18 protein-coding genes are annotated in these 21080 nt (G+C 35.3%); 10 read left to right on the top strand and 8 right to left on the bottom strand.

Annotated elements, in window-relative coordinates; genetic code table 11:
* The first annotated feature begins 1539 nt into the window (after positions 1-1539).
* The 4 genes from ecpA (INT04_RS09955) (at position 1540) to INT04_RS09940 (ending at position 7018) form a co-directional block, all read left to right on the top strand.
* Complete coding sequence (gene ecpA, locus INT04_RS09955) at positions 1540-2139, top strand: common pilus major fimbrillin subunit EcpA (RefSeq protein ID WP_193015988.1); 600 nt, start codon at positions 1540-1542, stop codon at positions 2137-2139.
* Positions 2140-2211: 72 nt separating this feature from the next.
* Positions 2212-2898, top strand: coding sequence for a hypothetical protein (locus INT04_RS09950; RefSeq protein WP_193015987.1), 687 nt, complete (start codon positions 2212-2214; stop codon positions 2896-2898).
* Positions 2899-2922: 24 nt separating this feature from the next.
* Positions 2923-5433 (top strand): CS1-pili formation C-terminal domain-containing protein, encoded by a 2511-nt coding sequence (locus tag INT04_RS09945; RefSeq protein ID WP_193015986.1) that lies wholly within the window; start codon positions 2923-2925, stop codon positions 5431-5433.
* 13 nt (positions 5434-5446) lie between these two features.
* Positions 5447-7018: a fimbrial protein gene (locus tag INT04_RS09940; protein ID WP_193015985.1), complete on the top strand. Its 1572-nt coding sequence runs from the start codon at positions 5447-5449 to the stop codon at positions 7016-7018.
* 26 nt (positions 7019-7044) lie between these two features.
* On the opposite strand, the gene INT04_RS09935 is transcribed toward INT04_RS09940, so the two are convergent.
* A complete protein-coding gene (locus INT04_RS09935; protein ID WP_193015984.1) occupies positions 7045-7242 on the bottom strand; it encodes a hypothetical protein in 198 nt (65 codons plus the stop codon).
* A gap of 529 nt (positions 7243-7771) precedes the next feature.
* Between INT04_RS09935 and INT04_RS09930 the strand changes: the two genes are divergently transcribed.
* The 4 genes from INT04_RS09930 to dhaM all read left to right on the top strand — a co-directional run bounded on the left by INT04_RS09930 (position 7772) and on the right by dhaM (position 11509).
* Positions 7772-8032, top strand: a complete 261-nt coding sequence (locus tag INT04_RS09930; protein ID WP_193016082.1) for an ogr/Delta-like zinc finger family protein — start codon at positions 7772-7774, stop codon at positions 8030-8032.
* A gap of 272 nt (positions 8033-8304) precedes the next feature.
* Complete coding sequence (gene dhaK / locus INT04_RS09925; protein WP_193015983.1) at positions 8305-9369, top strand: dihydroxyacetone kinase subunit DhaK; 1065 nt, start codon at positions 8305-8307, stop codon at positions 9367-9369.
* A gap of 30 nt (positions 9370-9399) precedes the next feature.
* Entirely contained in the window at positions 9400-10032 is a 633-nt protein-coding gene (gene dhaL, locus INT04_RS09920; RefSeq protein WP_193015982.1) for a dihydroxyacetone kinase subunit DhaL, read from the top strand.
* 28 nt (positions 10033-10060) lie between these two features.
* A complete protein-coding gene (gene dhaM, locus INT04_RS09915; protein ID WP_193015981.1) occupies positions 10061-11509 on the top strand; it encodes a dihydroxyacetone kinase phosphoryl donor subunit DhaM in 1449 nt (482 codons plus the stop codon).
* A gap of 104 nt (positions 11510-11613) precedes the next feature.
* On the opposite strand, the gene INT04_RS09910 is transcribed toward dhaM, so the two are convergent.
* The 7 genes from INT04_RS09910 to INT04_RS09880 all read right to left on the bottom strand — a co-directional run bounded on the left by INT04_RS09910 (position 11614) and on the right by INT04_RS09880 (position 17933).
* Positions 11614-12465 carry a hypothetical protein gene (locus INT04_RS09910; RefSeq protein WP_193015980.1) on the bottom strand — a complete coding sequence of 284 codons (852 nt, stop codon included), beginning with the start codon at positions 12463-12465 and terminating at the stop codon, positions 11614-11616.
* Positions 12466-12471: 6 nt separating this feature from the next.
* The gene (locus INT04_RS09905) at positions 12472-13008 is read right to left on the bottom strand and encodes a fimbrial protein (protein WP_088494593.1); all 537 of its coding nucleotides are present in this window, start codon (positions 13006-13008) and stop codon (positions 12472-12474) included.
* Complete coding sequence (locus INT04_RS09900) at positions 13008-13499, bottom strand: fimbrial protein (RefSeq protein WP_193015979.1); 492 nt, start codon at positions 13497-13499, stop codon at positions 13008-13010. Before INT04_RS09900 ends, INT04_RS09905 begins: the two co-directional genes overlap by 1 nt.
* A gap of 16 nt (positions 13500-13515) precedes the next feature.
* The gene (locus INT04_RS09895; protein ID WP_193015978.1) at positions 13516-14001 is read right to left on the bottom strand and encodes a fimbrial protein; all 486 of its coding nucleotides are present in this window, start codon (positions 13999-14001) and stop codon (positions 13516-13518) included.
* 4 nt (positions 14002-14005) lie between these two features.
* Positions 14006-14752: a molecular chaperone gene (locus INT04_RS09890; protein WP_193015977.1), complete on the bottom strand. Its 747-nt coding sequence runs from the start codon at positions 14750-14752 to the stop codon at positions 14006-14008.
* Between the two features lie 26 nt (positions 14753-14778).
* Positions 14779-17274: a fimbria/pilus outer membrane usher protein gene (locus INT04_RS09885; protein ID WP_193015976.1), complete on the bottom strand. Its 2496-nt coding sequence runs from the start codon at positions 17272-17274 to the stop codon at positions 14779-14781.
* A gap of 92 nt (positions 17275-17366) precedes the next feature.
* Entirely contained in the window at positions 17367-17933 is a 567-nt protein-coding gene (locus INT04_RS09880) for a fimbrial protein (protein ID WP_193015975.1), read from the bottom strand.
* A gap of 1785 nt (positions 17934-19718) precedes the next feature.
* On the opposite strand from INT04_RS09880, the gene ecpA (INT04_RS09875) reads away from it, so the two are divergent.
* Entirely contained in the window at positions 19719-20315 is a 597-nt protein-coding gene (gene ecpA / locus INT04_RS09875; protein WP_193015974.1) for a common pilus major fimbrillin subunit EcpA, read from the top strand.
* A 77-nt stretch (positions 20316-20392) separates the two neighbouring features.
* The gene (locus INT04_RS09870) at positions 20393-21079 is read left to right on the top strand and encodes a hypothetical protein (protein WP_193015973.1); all 687 of its coding nucleotides are present in this window, start codon (positions 20393-20395) and stop codon (positions 21077-21079) included.
* Position 21080 lies beyond the last annotated feature (1 nt).

Genomic DNA, 21080 nt, shown 5'->3' with positions numbered 1-21080 from the left:
CGTTATTTATTCAATTTCCTTAGAAAAATAAAAAATAAAATTTTTATATTAGATAATATCTAAAGGTAATTATTTATATTTTTAAAAAGGTTATAAACAAGATTATATTTTGAAGTTTAGAAATAATAACACTTTATTTAGATTTTATTTATATCGTTTTAAATCAATATATTACAAAAACACCTCAAAGAAAAATAAGTATAAACCAATTTTAAAATAGCATTATTTATTCCAGTCATTAATATCTAACATCTATTTAAATGAAAAAGATGATAGTCATCTAAAAAGATATTAATAAAGAACACCCAAAGAAACATTAATAACACTTATCAATAAAAATAATTTATTATAAAGTTATTTTTATTATTATGAAATCTGTCATTAATTAAAGGAGAAGAATTTTTCCTAAATGGTCCCCTTTATCTTCGTTAAACATGATTAAATGACGAAATAAAATTGATATCAGTACATTGATATTTAAAACCAATATTTGCTATTTCTACATTCTTCGATTACTAGACCTTTTTATTTCTTTTTGACTAAACACAAAATAAAGAAAGCCGATAACAAGCAAAAACATCATCAACTCAGCTATTAGCTTTATTAAAAAATGCTATTTTTGGTTAATAATCTATCTTCATTATAAACACTATAATTTGTATAGAATTGCATAATAGTGCATTTTGATTACATAGTTATCTTATGATAATTCTTTTTAACTATACTTATTCAAGTGACAAAACAAATAATTTATTATTTGTTTACTTTTTATTTACATTATTTTATCGTTAAATTGATAAAAATAAAATAATATTTTTATTAAATTTAGTTTTATTCAAATAAGAATTATTTGTAAAGACTATTATATATTGTTTTAGATCAATATTGACTAGTCTTTTTTGGATATTTAATAAAAATAGTTCTAATTTTTTTATTCCTATTATGTAATTTTTCGTATAAACCATCAAAACAAGTCTATAAAAGATACATTTCATTCAATTGTTTCTTAATAAACGAATGAATTAGTATAAAAGAGTGTATAAATGTAAAAAAATGTTTTTTTGTATAACGTTAATTGGTTATTAACATATAAAATTTCTTTTTCGAACATCAAAAAAAACTCGCTTTCAGAGTGAAAATACGTGAGTTTAGTTAAAAAACACTTATGGTTTGTTTTTTTAGCATAAAACCCTATGAGATTAATCCTATCCTAATTAATGTTTTTATTTGTAAAATTGACCTCAAATCAAGTTTGTAAATAAACAAGTAATCAAGAAAAGAATGAATATTCTGGCTTTTGATTCGTAACTTCTTTTGCATATTAATCAGTAGATATCAAGAAAATAGATATTCACAAACTTCAAAATACGTTCCATTAGAAAAATATGTTTTGTTTAAAATGAGTATATTTAAATTTTATTTTAAATAAGTATTTAACTAATAAACGATCAAATAACTAAATAACTGAATATAGTTGAAAAGCGCTCTGTTATTTAAAAACACTATGCTGTGAAAATAATCAATAAAGGATACTTCAATATGAAAAAACTGACATTAGCAGTTCTTGCAGTTGCTATTATGGGTGCGACTACGCTTGCTCAAGCTGATACTCGTAAAGCAAGCGCTGTTGCTTCATGGGATGCGAAAGCATACAAAGATACTAAAAGTATGTTAGTAGTTACACCATTAAAATCATTAACATTCAATTACGCTGAAGGTATTAAAGCATTTAATACTCAAGACGGTGCTTTCGATATCACTATCCAAGGCCAACAAGGTGCAACTGATTTTAAACTGACTTCAAAAATCATCTCTGACAAATTAAGCCGCGCAGCTGACGATAGTGAATTAACTGTTGGTGTTAAATGGAATGGTACTGCATTAAATAACACCTCAGAAACCACAATGGTTGATGTTAAAGCGGGTACAACAGCAGGTCTTGATTTCTTAGCCCAAGATGGCGCTTACAACGGTAAAGATCGTGTCAGTGGCCAAAGCCAATTCGCCTTCGATATCGCATCTGCAAAAATTGCTGGTACTGAGGCTAAATTCTCTGAATTAGCTGATGGTTACTGGGATGGTGACGTTAAAGTTCAGTTTACTGCAACTTGGGAAGGCGACTTCACTGTAACACCATAGTCTATGATCCACAAAATTGTCTTTTAATAATAAAGGATGAGCGAATTTTCGCTCTTCCTTCTAGGATCCATGATGAAAAAAATAATATTTGCCTGTTTGAGTCCTTTGATTTTTTATAGCCAATTTGCAGCAGCCATTCATGTCGGTGCTATTACCGAAACTATGCCATCTGACCAAACCATTCTTGCCAAAGAAATTGAAAATAATGTCGATCAGGCTCGTTTAGTCGGATTATCTATTGAGCGCATTTCATCACCTTTAGAAGATGGAAAAGTGCTCCCTTTAGTCAATAACGAGATTTTGATCTCACCAGCAAACTTAATTTTGCCCGGAAAAACCAAAGAAAGTTTTAAAATTTTCTATAAAGGCCCTAGTGATAATCAAGAACGTTATTACCGTTTGGTGTGGCGTGACGATCCGGTGACTGAAACGGGATCAACGCAAAGTGCAAAAGCCGCAACGGCAACGACGTCAGCCATGATAAGCACCATTTTAGTAGTTGCTCCTCGCCAAGAAAAATTTGATTACCAATTTGATAAAGAAGCACGTGTGGTGTTTAACACTGGGAATAGTTCATTTCGCACTGTCGCCACTGGTGACTGCATGCCAGCTGCTGTGACAAAAAACGAAAATAACCGCTGTAGTGAACGCTACTACGTTATGCCAGGTCTTGGCGTCAAGCTAAAACAAGTCGATGTTCAAAGTAAAAAATCAACTGTCGGCATTTGGCATAACGACGATTTTATTATTGTAAATTAAATTTTAATTTCAAAAGGATCTATTGTGCGCAAATCTGTGGTGGCACTAGGCATTGCTATGTTCCTATTGTCCGAGAATACATATAGCCAACCCGCCAATTTAAAGATAGGTAACTATATTATTCCTAGTGTCTTTGCCACAGCATTAGAAGAAGGCATGACGATCCCTGTCTATTTGCGCTACGATCTTTCTGAACAATCCGTTTTAGAAGAGCAAAATCGTAATAAAATTGCAGATGCGTTGGTAGTGCTTAAAGATAATAAAATCACCATTAATTCCGTGACCCCAACACTTGATGAAGGTGAAACACAAACGGCTTCTATCAATGAACAGCTCGTTCAATCATTAAACAAGCTTAAAGATAAGCCTTTTGATCAAAATAACAAGATAACGCTTTCCCCGGATGCAACACTTAATTTTGATTTAAGTACCTTTATCATGTCGTTAGATGTTAATGAAGCGGGTCTTGCCACACAAGTCAAAGCACGTTCGGAAATGTTAGGAAAATCAACGGTTGATAATATTTCCTCCGTTACCACCTATAATTTAGGTGTCTATAACAATCAAATGAAACAGCAAAAAGATAACACCAATAATTATTTTTCAATTGATAGTATCTGGAGTTTTGCTGAAAACCATTTGAACCTTAGTGCCACGGCTTATGGCCTAGGCACTGCAGAGCAATCTTTCGATTTTTATCGTGCTATGTTTGAGCGTGATTTTAATGGTCGCCGTTTTGCTTTTGGTCTGTTAAATACGTGGAACTTACAATCTATCGCATCGATGTCTGCACTCAATAGCAGTAAAGTTTACGGCATCACTTACGGTAACAACTCATCATCTAAAGTAAGCCATTCTCAACTCTCTCTAACCCCCATTACGGTCTTTTTGCCGAGTGCCGGTGAAGTCCGTCTTTATCGTGATGGAAAATTATTAAGTATTCAGAATTTCCCAATGGGGAGCTTTGAAGTTGATACCGCACCACTCCCTTTTGGTATTTATGAAGTCGATGTCGAAGTGGTGATTGATGGGAAAGTCCGTTCTAAACAGCGTCAAACCGTCAATAAATCTTACAACATGAAAGGTGCAACCTTAAACCAATTTCGTTGGGAAATATTCTCAGGCTATGTAGATTACAAAAAACGTATTAAAAATAACAATAATGAATATCGTACAACCAGTGGTGATAATACTGTCTTAGTTGGGGGCGCAGGGGCCATTACATTAGGCGTTTTTTCTGGTCTAAACCTACAAGGCTCGACATATGCATTTGATAATACTGCCGTATTAGAAACCAATAGTAATTTACAATTAACAGATACACTCTCAACCAGTTGGCAGTCATTAATTGCTAAAGATGGTAGTAACCGTAATATTTTTACGGCTAACTACTCCTTGCCTAAAGGAATTGGTGCTTTATGGGTTAACCGTGAAAAAGCGAATATCAAAGATAATTTCCCGATGTATGACTCTGATAATTACTCTTTTGGTACGACCCTCAATTTGACTCAATTTTGGGAATATGCCGGATCATTTACCTATTCCTATACCAAAGATTTACGCGATAAAAATAAATCGAACAACTTTGAATATGCGACTACGCTTTATACAGGTCGTTATGGCAGCATGAGTTTGCGTACCGGTGTTCAACGTTATCACTATGATAACCAAAGTAGTACTAACGAAAAATACATTACACTGGATTTCTCATTACCACTAGCAACATGGCTCAGTGCAGGTGTCTCTTCCAGTAATGGGAATATGCGTGGCGAGTTATCTGCATCAAAAAGCTTTGAAGATTCGGCTATTCGTAACGCAGGTTTATCGGTGTCGAGCCTTTTACATGATAAAGACGGTACTGACAGTGATTTCTCTGTCAGCGGTTACGGCTCATTCGATACCAAATACAGTACGGGTACGTTAACCATGAGTCGCCCTAATAATGACCGTTTAAATACCACATTAACCGCGCGAGGTTCATTGGCTTATAGTGATATGAATTTCTCTGCCAGTGGAAAACAAGAAACATCCGGTGTGATTGTCAAAACCGGTATTGATGGTGAAGGCCAAATTGCTGCCAACGTCAATGGTCAACGTTTTGTGTTATCGGGTGGGAATAACTTTATTCCGCTATCCCCTTATGCCGAATATAAAGTCGAATTACTGAATGATAAAAACAGCGAAGATAGCTTTGATATCGCCTCAGGTCGTGTGAAAAATGTAGTGCTTTATCCGGGTAACGTTGCGGTGCATCAGCCTGAGTTAAAACAGATGGTCACCGTGTTTGGTCGAATGAAATCGCCTGATGGCACACTGTTAGCCAGTGCGCAGGTACGTAACCATATCGGTCGCACTCAAACTGACCACCAAGGCCAATTTGCGATGGATGTTGATAAACGCTACCCAGTAATTTCATTACAACAAGATGATAAGCAAATTTGTGAAGCTGAATTAGATTTGTCATCAGCTCGGGGTGTGTTGTGGGTGGGTGATGTGATTTGTGATCCGCAGACTACATTAGTAAACCGGAATTAAAGGAAAACATATAATGTTTAAACATTACCTATTATTAATACTCGCCCTTTTTACTACATTTACATGCAATGCAGCAACCTACACCAATGATATTGTTTTTATTGAAAACAATATTGATAATGAATATTTTATTACCCCACAAAAAACGGACCCCCGTTTTAGTGGTGCTAACGTTTTTACTAAATACAGTGATAATCAACTTAGTTTAGGCTACATGGGATATACAGGTGCTGTTCCTCTCTACAATTACTTTGATATTTGGTTAGAAAACTCTCCAATTAAAATGCCATTTATTGGTAACCGTTGCTGGCGAACCTATAAAGATTGCCCTTCTGATGGCATACAAAGACCTGAACAGGTTTTAAGTAATGGAATGTATCGTGCTTATATGAATACTCATCTTGGTGAAGCGGGTATTCCTAGAGCGATATTTTCTGATTCTTTTTATCAATATATGCAAAACTTGCCTGTTGGTAGTACAGAGAATTTTAGTTATTTCTTCTGCTATACCAAAAATGATTACAACCCAGCGTTAGGCCAAACGTGTCGTTCTGTAAATGGCAATGTAAGCGAACAAAGTTTTGCGATCACCAAAAATGGGCATATAAAGCTAAAATCAACCAATGCGTTACAAGAGATTTTTGTCGATAGCGAAGGTAATGCTGTTTTAGGCTTAGGATCTAAATTTTGCGAAATTGTAGGTGATAATGTTGTCTGTAAAATGGTCGATTATGAACTAAAAGGCGAAAGCTTAAATGTTATGAGACTGGCGATGAAAGTCGATACAAAGACATTATCATTTACACCAACAGCGAGTGATATTCTTCTTTCAGCAACACCTACATCAAGAACCTTTTATTATTCATCACCAACCATTGCTTCTTATTTAGTCACTCCTGGTAATGGTGGCGTTTATGTTCATTTTACAAAAAGTTTTTTTAAAAAATTAATTAAAAACAACGTGGATCTTTCTAAAAGCCAAGATTTATTTACCTTTAGCTTTACCAATGTTGCGGTACCTCAATCAGGATTTTATGAATTTACGCCATCAAATACGATTATTATCAAGCCTCGCGATTATGGCATTAGTATTGTTTCTAAAGAATTAGTCAACAATCCTTATCGTGAAGGAAAAGTGGGTGATAAAGAGCCACCATTAACGTTTGATTATATTGTTACCACCAGTGCATTTCGCCAAGCCAATAAAATTACAGCCGCTGTTGAAGGACCTAAAACAACAATCCGAGGTCAGTCTTACTGCTTATTTAGTTCTAAAGATAAAAAAATCAATGTGCCTTTTTCAGCCTATTTAACGTATACCGATGAAGGTGGCTCAAAAGTAAAAAGCCGTACTGCTTGCGATAATGTGCCTATCTCCATTAAAGAAGCCTTATGGACAAAAACCACATGGCCTTACCCTTATCAGTTAGAAGGTAATTTCTATCGTACCGACTTACAATTAACCTTTCCTATGAATGAAAGTGCTTCTCTTTTCTCAATGGAAGGTGAAGACTGGATTGGTGTAGTAGAGGCTCGGGGCTATGTTAATGTCTTTGCAGAATGGTCAGGAACTGACATTCACTAAGTAAAATAAGCGTCTCCTCTTTTATATTAGGGATAATTTTCCTCTAATACATAAACAAAAAGTTGAAGATCAAGACAAGCGTCCATGTTTGCTTGATCTTCGATTGCCGTTATTAACATCCGTTGTTCTAACGCTATATTGTCTCGATGCCATCCTTGAGCAATCCAACCCAAACTAAACGCCAGTAGTGCAATCCATGCATATAACGTTTGTGTGTTGAACATGACCTAACTCCCTAATCATTCGAGACAAAATTGACTTTATCGACTTTTATTATGATGAAAATGTGTTGCATTTTTTACTGGGTATCATCCTTGGCCTGTTTATTTATGGGTACATACGTAAATCCATTTACGATAAACAACAAACTACCTAGTCATATTACGGTTAACATCCTTGTTAGCGAACAATCACTATCCTTGTCGATTGTTTCCTATTCACACCGAAAACTAACAAAAAAAATAAATAATATATTCAATAAGTTGCTCATCTCCGTATGATTTAACGTGAAGCTATTATCTATAAAGTTTGTATTTTAGGCGAGCAAGTTTGTTCGGTTAATGTCGGTTATCCCTTCTTATCCGCCAATAACCGAATTATTCATATCAAATAAAACAAATAAACTTGTATTAAGGCTTTTACATAGATTTAAAACAAACAATTACATCAAAAAACAATAAATAGGCTGGTTATAATACAATTTTAAGCTAATATAGAAGACATCAAATGGTGAATAACAAAGAGAAAAATGGCATGCGTGTCTTAACTATTTTTTGTCCTGAATGCGGTGAAAAAGCACTTATCAAAAAAAGTAACCGTAAACACAAAGAGTTATCCGATCTCTATTGTGCTTGTCGCGATCCTGAATGCGGACATACCTTTGTTTTAAATCTCACGTTTAGCCATACCCTTATGCCTAGTGCAAAAAACAAAGATACATTGCTATCGGATGTGATCAAAAACCTCACTCCTGAGCAACGAGAGAAAGCACTGACCCTTTTGCAAGACCTATAACCATCACTATCAGATATTCTTTTTTTCATTTATTTTTATGATCTTGCTCCCATTCTGGCAGGTTATTTGACTAACCTATTCTTATAGAAACATAAATGATGTAGATTCATTTTTAAGCTAAATAAAAATAATTCTTATGTTTTAAATAAAACAAGCACCGCTCATTTATGCCGTGTTTGCCAATCCTTTAATTAATAATTTGTCAGCCCCCCAGACCAGAAAGTCATTTTTGGCTTGAAGACTAAACACAAATTTCAAATGGAGCATTTAAGATGAAAAAGCTGATTAATCGAGTTGATGATGTGTTATCTGAACAATTACAAGGTTTTGCAAAATCCCATCCTGAAATCAAACTTCATCCCTCCTCTTTTTATGTCACGCGAAAAGATGCTCCAATAAAAGGTAAAGTTGCGCTGTTATCTGGTGGTGGGAGTGGACATGAACCCATGCATGCTGGTTTTGTGGGTAAAGGCATGCTTGACGGTGCATGTCCGGGTGAAATATTTACGTCACCAACACCTGATAAAATGTATGACTGCGCCAAAGCCATTGATAGTGGTGAAGGTGTTTTAATGATCGTGAAAAACTACACCGGCGATGTGCTGAATTTTGAAACGGCAACAGAACTGCTTCATGACGATGGTGTAAAAATCGCAACGGTATTAGTTGATGATGATGTGGCAGTAAAAGATAGCTTATATACCGCAGGACGCCGTGGTGTTGCTAATACCGTATTAATGGAAAAACTACTGGGTGCGGCAGCTGAAAGAGGCGACTCGCTTGATGCATTGGTTAAATTAGGTCATCACATTAATAACAATGGTTTTTCTATCGGTGTTGCCTTGGAAGCTTGTACAGTCCCTGCCGCGGGAAAACCCTCTTTTACTTTACCTGAAAATGAAATGGAGTTTGGCGTCGGTATTCACGGTGAACCAGGTATTGATCGTCGTAAATTTACATCCCTGAATGATACTGTTGATGCCATGTTTAATACCTTAATTGAAAATGGCCACTATCAACGTGTGATCCGCAATTGGGATCGTGAAAACGGCACTTGGATCGATGAACATCAGGAAAAACAGCCTTTAAAATCTGGCGATCGTGTCATTGTTTTAGTTAATAACTTAGGTGCCACACCACAATCTGAGCTTTATGGTGTTTATCACCATTTAACCCAATGCTGTGAAAAATTTGGCTTAACCATCGAACGTTCTTTAATTGGTTCTTATTGTACTTCACTCGACATGTCAGGCGTCTCAATTACGTTATTAAAAGTTGATGATGAAATGCTCACCTTATGGGATGCCCCTGTTAATACCCCCGCGATGATGAAATAAGTCTTTAATAATAAGAAAAAGGAACACGAAATGGCGTTAACTGATACTCAAATTATTGTTTGGTTACAACAATGTGCATTACTCTTTGAACAAAATAGTGATTATTTAACCGACTTAGATCGTGAAATTGGAGATGCTGACCACGGTTTAAATATGAACCGTGGCTTTAGAAAAGTGCAGGAAAAATTACCTGAATTTGAAGGACAAGATATCGGCTCTATACTTAAAAATACAGGTATGACACTGCTTTCTAATATTGGCGGCGCAAGTGGTCCTCTATTTGGCACCTTCTTTATTCGTGCCGCCAAACCCACGGCTTCATTGCAAAATCTAGAACTTAATCAACTCGTTGAAATGGTAACAGAAGGTGTTGATGGCATTGTAAGTCGGGGGAAAGCAGAACCCAATGATAAAACGATGTGTGATGTTTGGTGGCCCGTTGTTGAATCACTAAAAAATGCTAATGAAAAAAACCTTTCCATTAAAGAGGCGATTACTCAAGCACTCTCTGTGGCTGAAAAAGCGGCTGAAGATACCCTCCCTATGCAAGCCAGAAAAGGGCGTGCAAGCTATTTAGGTGAACGTAGTATCGGACATAAAGATCCCGGAAGTGCCTCTGTTGTGCTGATGATACAAGCTCTCGCCAATAGTATTAATGCATAACTGACAAACCAACCAATAAAGGTCTACCATGATAAATATTGTTATTGTTTCTCATAGTAAACATCTCGCTGATGGTGTTGCAGAACTTGCAAGTCAGATGATTAACCCTGCTCACTGCCAACTTGCCGTTGCCGCAGGTGTGAATGATGAAGAGCATGCGATTGGTACTGATGCCGTAAAAATTATGACTGCAATAGAATCACTTTCGCAGGCACAATCTATTGTTGTGATGATGGATTTAGGCAGCGCCATATTAAGTGCCGAAACCGCAATTGAATTACTTGAACCTGAACTGGCTGAAAAAGTGACACTCTGCTCAGCACCGTTAGTTGAAGGCACACTTGCTGCGGTTGTCGCCGCATCTTCAGGAGCGTCATTAGAGAAAGTGATTGAAGAAGCTTCAAATTCTTTATATCCAAAGAAAATCCAGCTGGGTGAAAATTTCGTTCAACCTAAAAATGATATTAATGCCCCAGTCAAAATTCACGGTAAAGAAGCTAGCTGGATAGTACGTAATCCTCACGGTTTGCATGTAAGACCCGCGGCTACTTTAGTGGAAGTGCTTTCTACCTTTCATGCTGATTATCAACTGGTTAAAGGGGACAGACGTATTAACCCTCTGAGTTTAAACCAACTTTCATTAATACAAATTCGCCAAGGTGATGAGATAACGCTAATTGCCTCTGGTGAGCAAGAAGATGAGGCGATTGCCGCTTTTCTTGAACTTGCCAAAAATGGCTTTGGTGAAGAGCTACCTTCTGATTCTAATACCATAACATTAAAAGGTATTTTAGCCCCAGTGTCTCAAATTAAAGCCCCTGCTTTTATTTGGCATGAAATAGAGCTATCACCGACAGAAAACTTATCTGAACCAATTGATATCCATGCCCAAATTGGCAAACTTAATTTTGCAATAAAAGAGACACTAAAAGCGCTAAAACAGACAGCCAATAAAGCGAGCCAAACATTAGGTGAGCATATTGGTGCTATTTTTAACGGCCATATCATGATGTTAGATGATGATGAGTTAATTACGAGTGTGGTTGATCGCATTAAAGAAGAGAAGATCAGCGCCCAACAAAGTTGGTCGGATGAAATGCAAGAAAGAGCACAACTGTATTGCGCTCTCACCGATCCCTATTTACGCGCACGTGAACTCGATCTGCGTGATCTACGTAATCAGGTGCTTTATCATTTACAAGATAAAACGCGTCCAAGTTTCACTCCTTCACAACCGGCTATTTTGGTCGCAAAAGAGCTTTTTCCTTCTACACTCATTCAATTAATTGATAGCCAATTAGTTGGTATTGCTTTAGCAAAAGGCGATAGTCGCTCTCACAGTGCGATTATCGCGGCGGAAATGCGCTTACCGATGTTAGTCAATTTAGGGCCTGCGTTATTAAAGGTCTCTGAATCTCAAAAACTGAAATTAGATACAAATAAGAGTGAATTAGTTATTGAACCAATAACGCTATAAACCTCTTTTCACATTAACCACATAAAAAAACCCGCACAATCATGTGCGGGTAAGTCAACGAAAAACGCTATCAATCTAGGTCATTATTGACTCTTCTAATTTTATTAAGGTATTGATAATACCAATGTCGTAGTACCACTGAAATTGCCTAAAGAAGGTGTGCCATAAGTTTGGAGTTTGGACTTAATATTGACATACACATATTGATTTTTAATGGTGTCAACTCGTGCACCGATTGATGCAGGAGAACCATTTAACGTTAAAAAAGAACGGATGCTACCATCTGGTTTTAAGTTTAAAAAATGATCTTCCATTGAACTGGTGATTTTGACTGGCATAGTTTCATTACAAATCAGTGCAAATTGCTCTTCGGCTTCATTATCATTAACTTGTGTCACATCAAGTACGCCATGTGAAATATTTAAATTGCTAGAAATAAATGCACATTTACCTTCAGGCGGTGGGGCAATACCACATACGCCACCAGGTACCATTCTTCCGCCTCCTCCCGTTGCACTACTGGTCATAAAAAAAGCAATACATTCATCAACCTTAGGTTCACCAAGGTGATCACTAAAACCAACAAAAGGAAGTGATAAACCACATTGATTCATTGCGACATCGCGTATCTCGGACATACTAGTCAATTTTTGTAAATCAACATTACAACGCCATGGAACTCGACGTTCTGTTCCCGTTCCCCCTTTATCAGGTAGGCTGTGGAAGTGATTTATTTGAATAAAACATCGCCCACTAAAACCTAAACTTTTACAAGGGTTTGGCGTAAATCCCATCTCTGTCCAATATTCCATAACAAAGTTATAACGTATATCACTATCCTTATCTGGTGATACTCCCGATTTAGTAATATAAGTAAAATAACCTGCATGTGCGCTAAATAGTGAAAAACTGCATAGTACAATTAATAACTTTAAAATTTGCTGTATTTTTTTCATTATCTTTTACTCATATTTCAAAGAAAACACGGCAGTAGCAGAAAAATGCCCCGGTTTAATTGATTTATTTGCAATAGCAGCCGCTGTTGCTTGCAGATAAGCAATAAAATTAAGCTCAAAAATACCATTATTAGGAATATTATATAAACTGGTGTAATCCCCTAATATCACGGGTACACCTTCTTTAGTGGTAATTTTTATTCCTAAATCAGGGTTATTTGCACTGTCGTCTAAGGCCAATAATCCGGCAAGTTCATTATGCGTTGCCCCTTCAAACTTAATTTTTACTTGCTTGGCAATAGAGATATCACACTCTGATAAAATGATTTTGAAATCCTTTTTCTCGAATTCAAAATAACTTTTATAAATATCATCCAAGCGAATTTCATCAAATATCACATCAACCTGAGAGTGTTCAGGTAAGACTTTGCAAGGTGCGATAATTAATGAACCAAAAATATTAAGATTTTCAGCTGCAAAAACAGAAGAGGAAAATAATAAACAACTACCAATAATAGAGCGAAACACACTTAATCTATTCATTATTGGTACTCCACAAATAAAGTGCCACCTGAGGTAAAATTACCGGGCGTCAGTTCACTATTTTCTTTTTTAACCAAGACAGCCCAAATCTTTTCAGGGTTATTCAAATTAACCGAATACTTTTTATTTAAATCAATAATAGAGTCACCCATCATAAATTTTACGGCTAATTCATTAATATTGGTTCTCAATCCATTGGGATCGAAACTGCTTTTTTTCCCATCTATCGATAAATACATATTCCAGTTATTTAAATTTTCTTCACAGGTAATTTGGTAATTAATCTCTCGCTTTTGGTCATAGCCTTTAATCGTTTTTATTGCCACGGGGCCAAAATTCACCTCAATCATATTGCCATCATTCACTTTACAAGGAGGTGGCGTTAATAAATTGCCTTTAATCAGTACCTGTGTTTCATTATCTTTTGCCAAACTGGATGAAGAAAATGCAGAAAATAAAAATAACATAATGAGGAATGGATAATAACGCATGTTGTTTATTCCTCCGTTAGTTGTAATAAACCTGCATAGTTGCAGTTGCAGTAAAAGCGCCTGTTGGTAACGTGGCACCACTTTTTTTCACGAGTACAGCATAAAGCTCAGGTCTCGTTTTATAGTTAAACTTAAACGGTGTTGTCATATAAATATTGGTATCAGCGGTTTTAAATAGCACCCCTAAATCTGTCACACTTGTTTTTAAATAACGTGTATCAAATCCTGCACCATCACCGGTAAATTTCAGCGACATACTCGGATCACCTGTTGTTTTACAATCCAAGGTGTAATCCATTTTTTGTTTATAATTTTCATTTTCTATTCTTGTGGTCATCACATCATTAAAATTCACTTCGATAGGTTTACCATCGTTAATTTTGCAAGGACGTGACTCCACACTCCCGCTCACTGTGACTCTTAAAAAGCCAGAAACAGCCCATACAGAAGGAGCGAGAAAACTCATACAAAGAAAAAGTATTACACCTCGGAATATAAGCATAATATTACGCCTTCTTATCTTTGATATTTGCTGAACAAATATCTCCACGACATTGGAATGTTAATTCAACTAATCCACCGAAATCATTGAGATATTCAATGGCAGGCGTTACACCTAAATCACCCACTTTTGTTCCTAGTGAACGTTGACCAAAAGGCTCAATCATCACTGCTTCAAAGTCTTTTACTTCAGCATTGTTCTTTCTGACTTTGGTAATGGTTAAATAATAAGGTGAAGGATTTTTCACATTGTAATTAGCACCTTGTTTTTCAATCACAATGTCTTTTTCCATTGGATTAGCCTCTAAGCGGCTAGGTGCGACAATACTTTTTGGTCGATAAAACACTTTAATTTTTGTCTGTAATGCAATTTGTAAAACATTGGGAGAATCGCTACGAGGAGGAATTTCGCGAACATTAAGGTAATAAATACTTTCTCTGTCTGTCGGTAACATATTGGTTGCAGGTAATGCCTGTATTTTAATTTGGCTTTTGTTACCCGCTTCAATACGTTGAACTGGCGGTGTTACCACAAAAGGAGAATTAATTTTTTCATCTTTACTATTCTCAAGCCAAGACTGTGCTAAATAAGGTTTAGATTCATTTTCATTTTCTAAAACCATACTGACTGAGCGCTCACCTTCATTATATAAAACGCGTGTTCTATCTAATGCGATAGCGGAATAAGCGGATTGAGAAAAAAGGCAAAGTGTAACGATAGCGCTTAATGTTTGTATGTTGATATATTTCATTTCATTCACCGTTGACTTAAATTTAATTACTTACAAGGAAGCAACAACATGTTGCTTAAATTATTTTCTAGCACTTGAGGTAATTGGAATTGGCAAGTTTCGCCATTCCAAGCAAGATCTAAAGTTTCACCTGCTTTTACACCTGATAAATAAACAAAGCCTTCGTCTGAAATAATGCCGACTTCTAATTTATCTTTGTTATAAACACTGGCTCCAAAAGGAGGATGTTTCTTATCAGCCATGGTGATCACGGCTAAGACCTTCTCACCTTCAATCACATTAAATTTACGATAGCCAATCGCCCCTTCGGTTAAGGTGGCATATTGAGATGATTGAACAGCATCCGCTTTTTCAGGAAGGTTATTAATATCGATCGTAATATGGCTACGAGAATAATTTTGCACGCCCATTAAAATAGCTTTACCGTGGCGGTTAGTCTCAATTGGCGTTAAACCTGTTTTAATCGGAATATCTTGAACATTATTGGTATCAACCAATATGCGTGAATTTCCCATTGAAGTGACTCGGTGGAATGCCCCCCCTTCTGGAGTAACAGTTATTCCACCCATTAATTGCATTGATAATGCACTTTGATTATTTTGGGTATAAGTACCACTTGTCGTCAGTTTTGCTAAATTACCGTCGTAGTTATAGAAACCTGAAAGATTAACTTTATCGCTATCCCACGTTCCTGCCGATAAGTTATACGTACTGCGTTCATTAATACGTTCATAATAGTTAACGCTGTTACTGGTATTATGGCGATTAAACGATCCAGAATAACTAATATTGGCGTCATTACGCTCTAGTGGTACGCCTAATGACACATAAACGCCTTCATCATTATTATGGCTCGATTCCACTTTATAGGCGGATAAGTTAACCGATAAATTTTTAAAATTAGCCCAATCAAAATAGCTGGAAATCGTAAAACTGTAGTTATCGGTTGAAGGTCGATTCCAATAGGTTTGGCGGGAATAATTTAAATACGTATTAATATTGTAATCAGGAAAGGCCGTACCAAAAATTGCGGTATAGAGCTCTTTACCACTGTCAATATGAAGCCCACGATAACGACCATCTAAAAACTGAGTCATACTTAAGTAGTCACGTTGAGAGAAGCGATAACCCGCAAACGTGATCTGGCTATTTATTTCATCGAATTGCTTTGAATAAGTAACGTTATAAGAAGTTCCTGATAGGGTTTTATCATCAAAGTTACTTCCCATTTCAGCCCGTGAAGCTGAAATATTAAAGGAGAGCACCCCGAATGGCGCTAAATCTTGCCCTAAACCTAAAGCAATATTTTGATATTCTGTTGAGGCTAATAACCCACCATAAATTGTGGTGTTATTCGCAGCCCCCCACGAGAAAGAGCCTAAGGAGAATGCAGGACCTTCAGTATCGTGTTCATTTTTAGTGGGTTTACCCATCACCAACTTATATAAAAACTGTCCCGGCCTTGTTAGTGTGCCTAAACGCGATGTTTCCACTTTAAATGTTTGAACAGAACCATCTTGTTCTTCAATAGAAACATCTAAGGTACCGCCACCGAATGTATTGACGTCTTGAATTCGAAACGGCCCTGGACTGACTTCATTTTGATAAACAATACGACCATCTTGACGCACAATAACCGTGGCATTCGTTCTTGCAACTCCCGCAATTTCAGGCGCATAACCTTGTAAACGCGGTGGGATCATCGCGTTATCACTTTCTAATGAAGCACCAAGATAACGGAAGCTATCAAAAAGCTCTGATGAGAGATATTGCTCACCTAACGTTAATTTGGCACCCAAAGAACGAATAGCACGGAAGAGATAAAGCTGATTCCAACGCCATGATTTATCGTTATTATTTAAATTACCGCCAGAAGCTTGCCAATCGGAGCGAAAACGCCAAGCACCCATATTAATGCCCATAACACCACTAATATTGGTACCCGTTTCAGTGCCTTTTCCATTATTTTCATATCGAATAAGGCGATTACTCATATTGTAATCAAGAAAGGCTCCTACAATGCCATCATCCCAACGTGATGGCGGATCCCAACTCGGATCTTGATATTCCATAAAGGCTTGAGGAATGCTGATATTTAAAATCCCGGTATAGAGATCACCCACTGCATTCATATTAGGAACAGAACGAAAATCAAGACACTGGGTATTATTTGTTGTTAACCAAGTAACTTTTTTTTCCCATTCAGATTTTAAACCTAAAATGGGATAAACCTCTGGGGTGATATAAGGAATAGATAATTCTGTGTTGTAATCTGGGGCAAAAAATAAAGTAGGCTCTTCGTTTCTTACTCTTTGTCTATTAACGTCAGTTGCCAGTAAATGAGTGCCTGGCTGAATATAGTTTGCGTAAGAAAATTTAGTGAAATCGGTATTTTCAATACCTTTATCGGTTAAGAAATCGGTATTAAAATCGACAGCTTCTTCTGCAAAAACAGGCAACGAAAAAGGAACAAAGAATAAAAGCATTACTTTTGTGATCTTATTTATTTTCATGCTTTTCATTTTGCTATGCCATCCTCAGCATTATTAACAGAAGACAATATTGATGAGATGCATGGCGCTTAAGCGCCACACATCTTATTAAAAAACAACAATTATTCGTAGATAACCTTGAAGTTAGCTACTGTGTCGAAAGAACCTGTTGTTGCTTTCTTATCGTCTGCTTCATTACCTTTCACGTAAGCTGAGAATTGCAATGTAGTGAGAGAGCCGTCGCCATTATTTAAAGCGTGGCCAGCTACTGGGAAGCCTTGACCAAAAGTAATTGGATTATTACCACGGTCAGTGATAACGATACCTGCGTTTTGTACTTTGCCACCTAAGCCCAGTAATTCGCCTGTATAACCGTCAAAACCACTTACAGTTGCACCAGTGAATGATACTTTTGCAGTTTTGTAAGTTTCAGTTGAGCAGTTTTTCAGGATAATATCGAAGTTTTCGCTATCTGAACGGAATTTATTGCTAGTCAGTTCATGCAATGCGATTTCACCAAACTTAACCGTTTGATCTAAACTTTTATCATCGATTGAACATGGAACGTCATTGATAAAGCCAGTAAAACGCACTTTACCTTCACGGCTTTCCGCTGGATCTGCTGCTAAAGTAGGAGCAGCAACAACTAAAGATAACGCAACACCTAAAGCTAATTTAGTAAATTTCATAAAATTTCCTTTATATACAATAAAGATAGTGATATTTCTTGGCTTCGGACTAAATAAGCGATAGGTAATAAAACCTCACCGCCTTTCTATAATTTAAATTTGACAGATCCATTGATATCTATTTATAAAACCAAGATAAGGGATATCCTACAAATGCATCCTTTTTGCATTCATATTCAAATTAATTTATTGAATAAATTAATCGTATTATCTTTTTAAATGTCTCCGTTAAATATTATAAAAATTAAGTTCCTTAATTAATAAAAACATCTTAATTAGACATATAAATAAGTAATAAATTTTAATCAAAAAGTAAGAGTGAAAACTTAAAGTAAAAAAACAAATTTAAATTATGTTTCTTTACTTATTTTGCAATTAAATACTCGCAAAAGGCGTAAATTAAGTCAAAAGTCTAAAAATGATGCAGATAATAAAATCAAAAGATAATTAACCAATGAAACAATTCCTTAAAAGAGTTAAATTAGTATTTTAATCTAAGTTAAGTTATTAATTAGCTATTTTTACTTAGCAAAACTTCGAAGCACAACAACTAACACCAATATTGAGTAAACATAAGATATAAACTAAAAAAACACCATTTATTAGATTTTTATAAAAATAAATTGAAACAAATAAGATTATTATATTTAGCTGACACGATAAAGCCGATATATATACAAAAACACTTAGGATTCATCTCAATTGAAGCTTTATATTAAATAAAACACTCCCATTAAATTTAATATAAAAATAAGACAGTCTAATAATGATAATATTTAAAATAAAAAGAAGTCCGTAATAAATAATTAAAATTAGTTTAAAGATTAGATTTAAACACAACCTTCTTTTTTTGATAACCCAATAATGACAATATTATATAACTTAACTTTAATGATTATCTAAAAAAGATATTAATATATAATTTATAACATAATGAAACAATAACATTTAATTACTGTTTTTTACTTTTGAGCAATAATTACCTTATTCATACCACCTTTTAAAAATAAAAAAGTAACACACAAAAAAACAATTTTTTTTTAAGAATCAAATAATGATGATTATTTTTATATTTAAAATTTAATCTACTATTAAAAACAAAAAATAAAAAAAATACATATGAATTTTATGACACGCAAAAGGCGTAAATATTGCGTTGTTTTATTATTAATGATTTTCAATCTAAAAAAACACATTAAACAATCAAAAACACTAAAAATAAATCTTTTTTGAACCATTTTTAACATAAAAAGTAAAAGTAGGTTTATATAAAAAATAAAATATAAAAATAACAAAATAAAACAATAAATAAATCTTATTAAAATAGTCACCATACTCTTAATAAGAGTGAAAGACACAATTATATATAAATATATCTTACATTTCATTTTTTGAGCAATAAAGGCTATAAGAATATTCTTATCAACTTATACTGTTATGTTGTCTAAATTAACTCACATAATAAGTATTTAATTATAAAACACTGGGTTAGAGGTTATTTAATTTAACAAAAAAAACACCACAAACAATTAACAATCACATTCAACTATTATTTAAATAGCTATTTAAATTTAGCTATTGAGGATGAGTCATGTAAAAAACAGAAAAAATAAAACCTCAACATTCAAATAAAAAATAAAGATTGATTCTTTAAAATGTCATTTATTTAAATAATGCATTTTACAGAAGGACTCTTTTATTTAAAAAATGGATAAACGCATTAAATTTCTTTCGCTAGTAGAAAGATAAAGCAAACTAATATAGATAATCAATAAAGGATATAGTATGAAAAAGCTGACATTGGCGGTTCTTGCTGTTGCTATTATGGGTGCAACTACCCTTGCTCAAGCAGATACTACTACTCGTAAAGCAAACGCCGTTGCTTCATGGGATGCAAAAGCAATTAAAGACACTAAAAGTATGTTAGTTGTTACTCCATTAAAATCTTTAGTATTTAACTATGCTGAAGGTATTAAAGGCTTTAATACTCAAGATGGTGCGTTCGACATCACTATCCAAGGTCAAGAAAAAGCGACTGACTTCAAACTGACGTCTAAAATCGTTACTGACAAATTAACGCGTGTTGCTGATGATAGCGAATTAACAGTCGGCGTTAAATGGAATGGCGTAGCATTATCTAACTCAACAGATACCACTATGGTTGACGTTGCAGCCGGTACTTCTGCAGGTCTAGATTTCTTAGCTCAAAGCGGTGCTTACAACGGCACTGAACGTGTTAGCGGTCAAGGTCAATTTACCTTCAATATTGCTTCAGCAAAACAAGCGGGTGCTAATGCACAATTCTCTGATTTAGCTGATGGTTACTGGGATGGCGACGTTAAAGTTCAATTCACAGCAACATGGGAAGGCGACTTCCAATAATAGATTTTCGTTTTAATTAGCACTCTATTCATAAAATAAGGGATGAGCGAATATTCGCTCACCCTAAAGGATTCTGTATGAAAAAAATAATATTGGTGTGTTTGAGTCCTTTGCTTTTTTATAGTCAATTTGCATCTGCTATTCATGTTGGTGCCATTACGGAAATGATGGCTTCAGATCAAACTATTCTTGCCAAAGAAATTGAAAATAATGTCGATCAGGCACGCTTAGTCAGTTTATCTATTGAACGTATTTCATCACCTTTAGAAGATGGAAAAGTCCTTCCTAATTCTCAAAATGAGATCCTTATCTCTCCAGCAAACTTAATTTTACCGGGTAAAACTAAAGAAAATTTTAAAATCTTTTATAAAGGCCCAAGCGATAATCAAGAACGCTATTACCGTTTAGTTTGGCGTGATGATCCCGTGACTGAAACAGGATCAACTCAGAATCAGAAATCAGCAACAGCAACAACATCCGCCATGATAAGTACCATTTTGGTTGTCGCGCCTCGCCAAGAAAAATTTGATTACCGTTTTGATAAAGAGAAACGCGTCGTTTTTAACACCGGTAATAGCTCATTTCGTACGGTTGCAACAGGCGATTGTATGCCAGATGCCGTAACAAGAAATGAAAACAATCGTTGTAGCGAACGTTACTACGTTATGCCGGGTCTTGGTGTGAAATTAAAACAAGTTGATGTTTCAAGTAAAAAATCAACTGTCGGCGTTTGGCATAACGATGATTTTATTATTGTGAATTAAT

The organism is Proteus sp. FME41 (assembly GCF_014897315.1).
GTDB lineage: Bacteria > Pseudomonadota > Gammaproteobacteria > Enterobacterales > Enterobacteriaceae > Proteus.
Note: the sequence above shows the minus strand (reverse complement) of the source record. Positions and strands in the feature narration are given on the sequence as shown.

What these genes read in the sequence shown, in the direction of transcription:
- ecpA (WP_193015988.1), top strand. Translation starts at nt 1,540, where the DNA reads ATGAAAAAACTGACATTAGCAGTTCTTGCAGTTGCTATTATGGGTGCG.
- INT04_RS09950 (WP_193015987.1), top strand. Translation starts at nt 2,212, where the DNA reads ATGAAAAAAATAATATTTGCCTGTTTGAGTCCTTTGATTTTTTATAGC.
- INT04_RS09940 (WP_193015985.1), top strand. Translation starts at nt 5,447, where the DNA reads ATGTTTAAACATTACCTATTATTAATACTCGCCCTTTTTACTACATTT.
- INT04_RS09935 (WP_193015984.1), bottom strand. Translation starts at nt 7,242, where the DNA reads ATGTTCAACACACAAACGTTATATGCATGGATTGCACTACTGGCGTTT.
- INT04_RS09930 (WP_193016082.1), top strand. Translation starts at nt 7,772, where the DNA reads ATGCGTGTCTTAACTATTTTTTGTCCTGAATGCGGTGAAAAAGCACTT.
- dhaK (WP_193015983.1), top strand. Translation starts at nt 8,305, where the DNA reads ATGAAAAAGCTGATTAATCGAGTTGATGATGTGTTATCTGAACAATTA.
- dhaL (WP_193015982.1), top strand. Translation starts at nt 9,400, where the DNA reads ATGGCGTTAACTGATACTCAAATTATTGTTTGGTTACAACAATGTGCA.
- dhaM (WP_193015981.1), top strand. Translation starts at nt 10,061, where the DNA reads ATGATAAATATTGTTATTGTTTCTCATAGTAAACATCTCGCTGATGGT.
- INT04_RS09910 (WP_193015980.1), bottom strand. Translation starts at nt 12,465, where the DNA reads ATGAAAAAAATACAGCAAATTTTAAAGTTATTAATTGTACTATGCAGT.
- INT04_RS09905 (WP_088494593.1), bottom strand. Translation starts at nt 13,008, where the DNA reads ATGAATAGATTAAGTGTGTTTCGCTCTATTATTGGTAGTTGTTTATTA.
- INT04_RS09900 (WP_193015979.1), bottom strand. Translation starts at nt 13,499, where the DNA reads ATGCGTTATTATCCATTCCTCATTATGTTATTTTTATTTTCTGCATTT.
- INT04_RS09895 (WP_193015978.1), bottom strand. Translation starts at nt 14,001, where the DNA reads ATGCTTATATTCCGAGGTGTAATACTTTTTCTTTGTATGAGTTTTCTC.
- INT04_RS09890 (WP_193015977.1), bottom strand. Translation starts at nt 14,752, where the DNA reads ATGAAATATATCAACATACAAACATTAAGCGCTATCGTTACACTTTGC.
- INT04_RS09885 (WP_193015976.1), bottom strand. Translation starts at nt 17,274, where the DNA reads ATGAAAAGCATGAAAATAAATAAGATCACAAAAGTAATGCTTTTATTC.
- INT04_RS09880 (WP_193015975.1), bottom strand. Translation starts at nt 17,933, where the DNA reads ATGAAATTTACTAAATTAGCTTTAGGTGTTGCGTTATCTTTAGTTGTT.
- ecpA (WP_193015974.1), top strand. Translation starts at nt 19,719, where the DNA reads ATGAAAAAGCTGACATTGGCGGTTCTTGCTGTTGCTATTATGGGTGCA.
- INT04_RS09870 (WP_193015973.1), top strand. Translation starts at nt 20,393, where the DNA reads ATGAAAAAAATAATATTGGTGTGTTTGAGTCCTTTGCTTTTTTATAGT.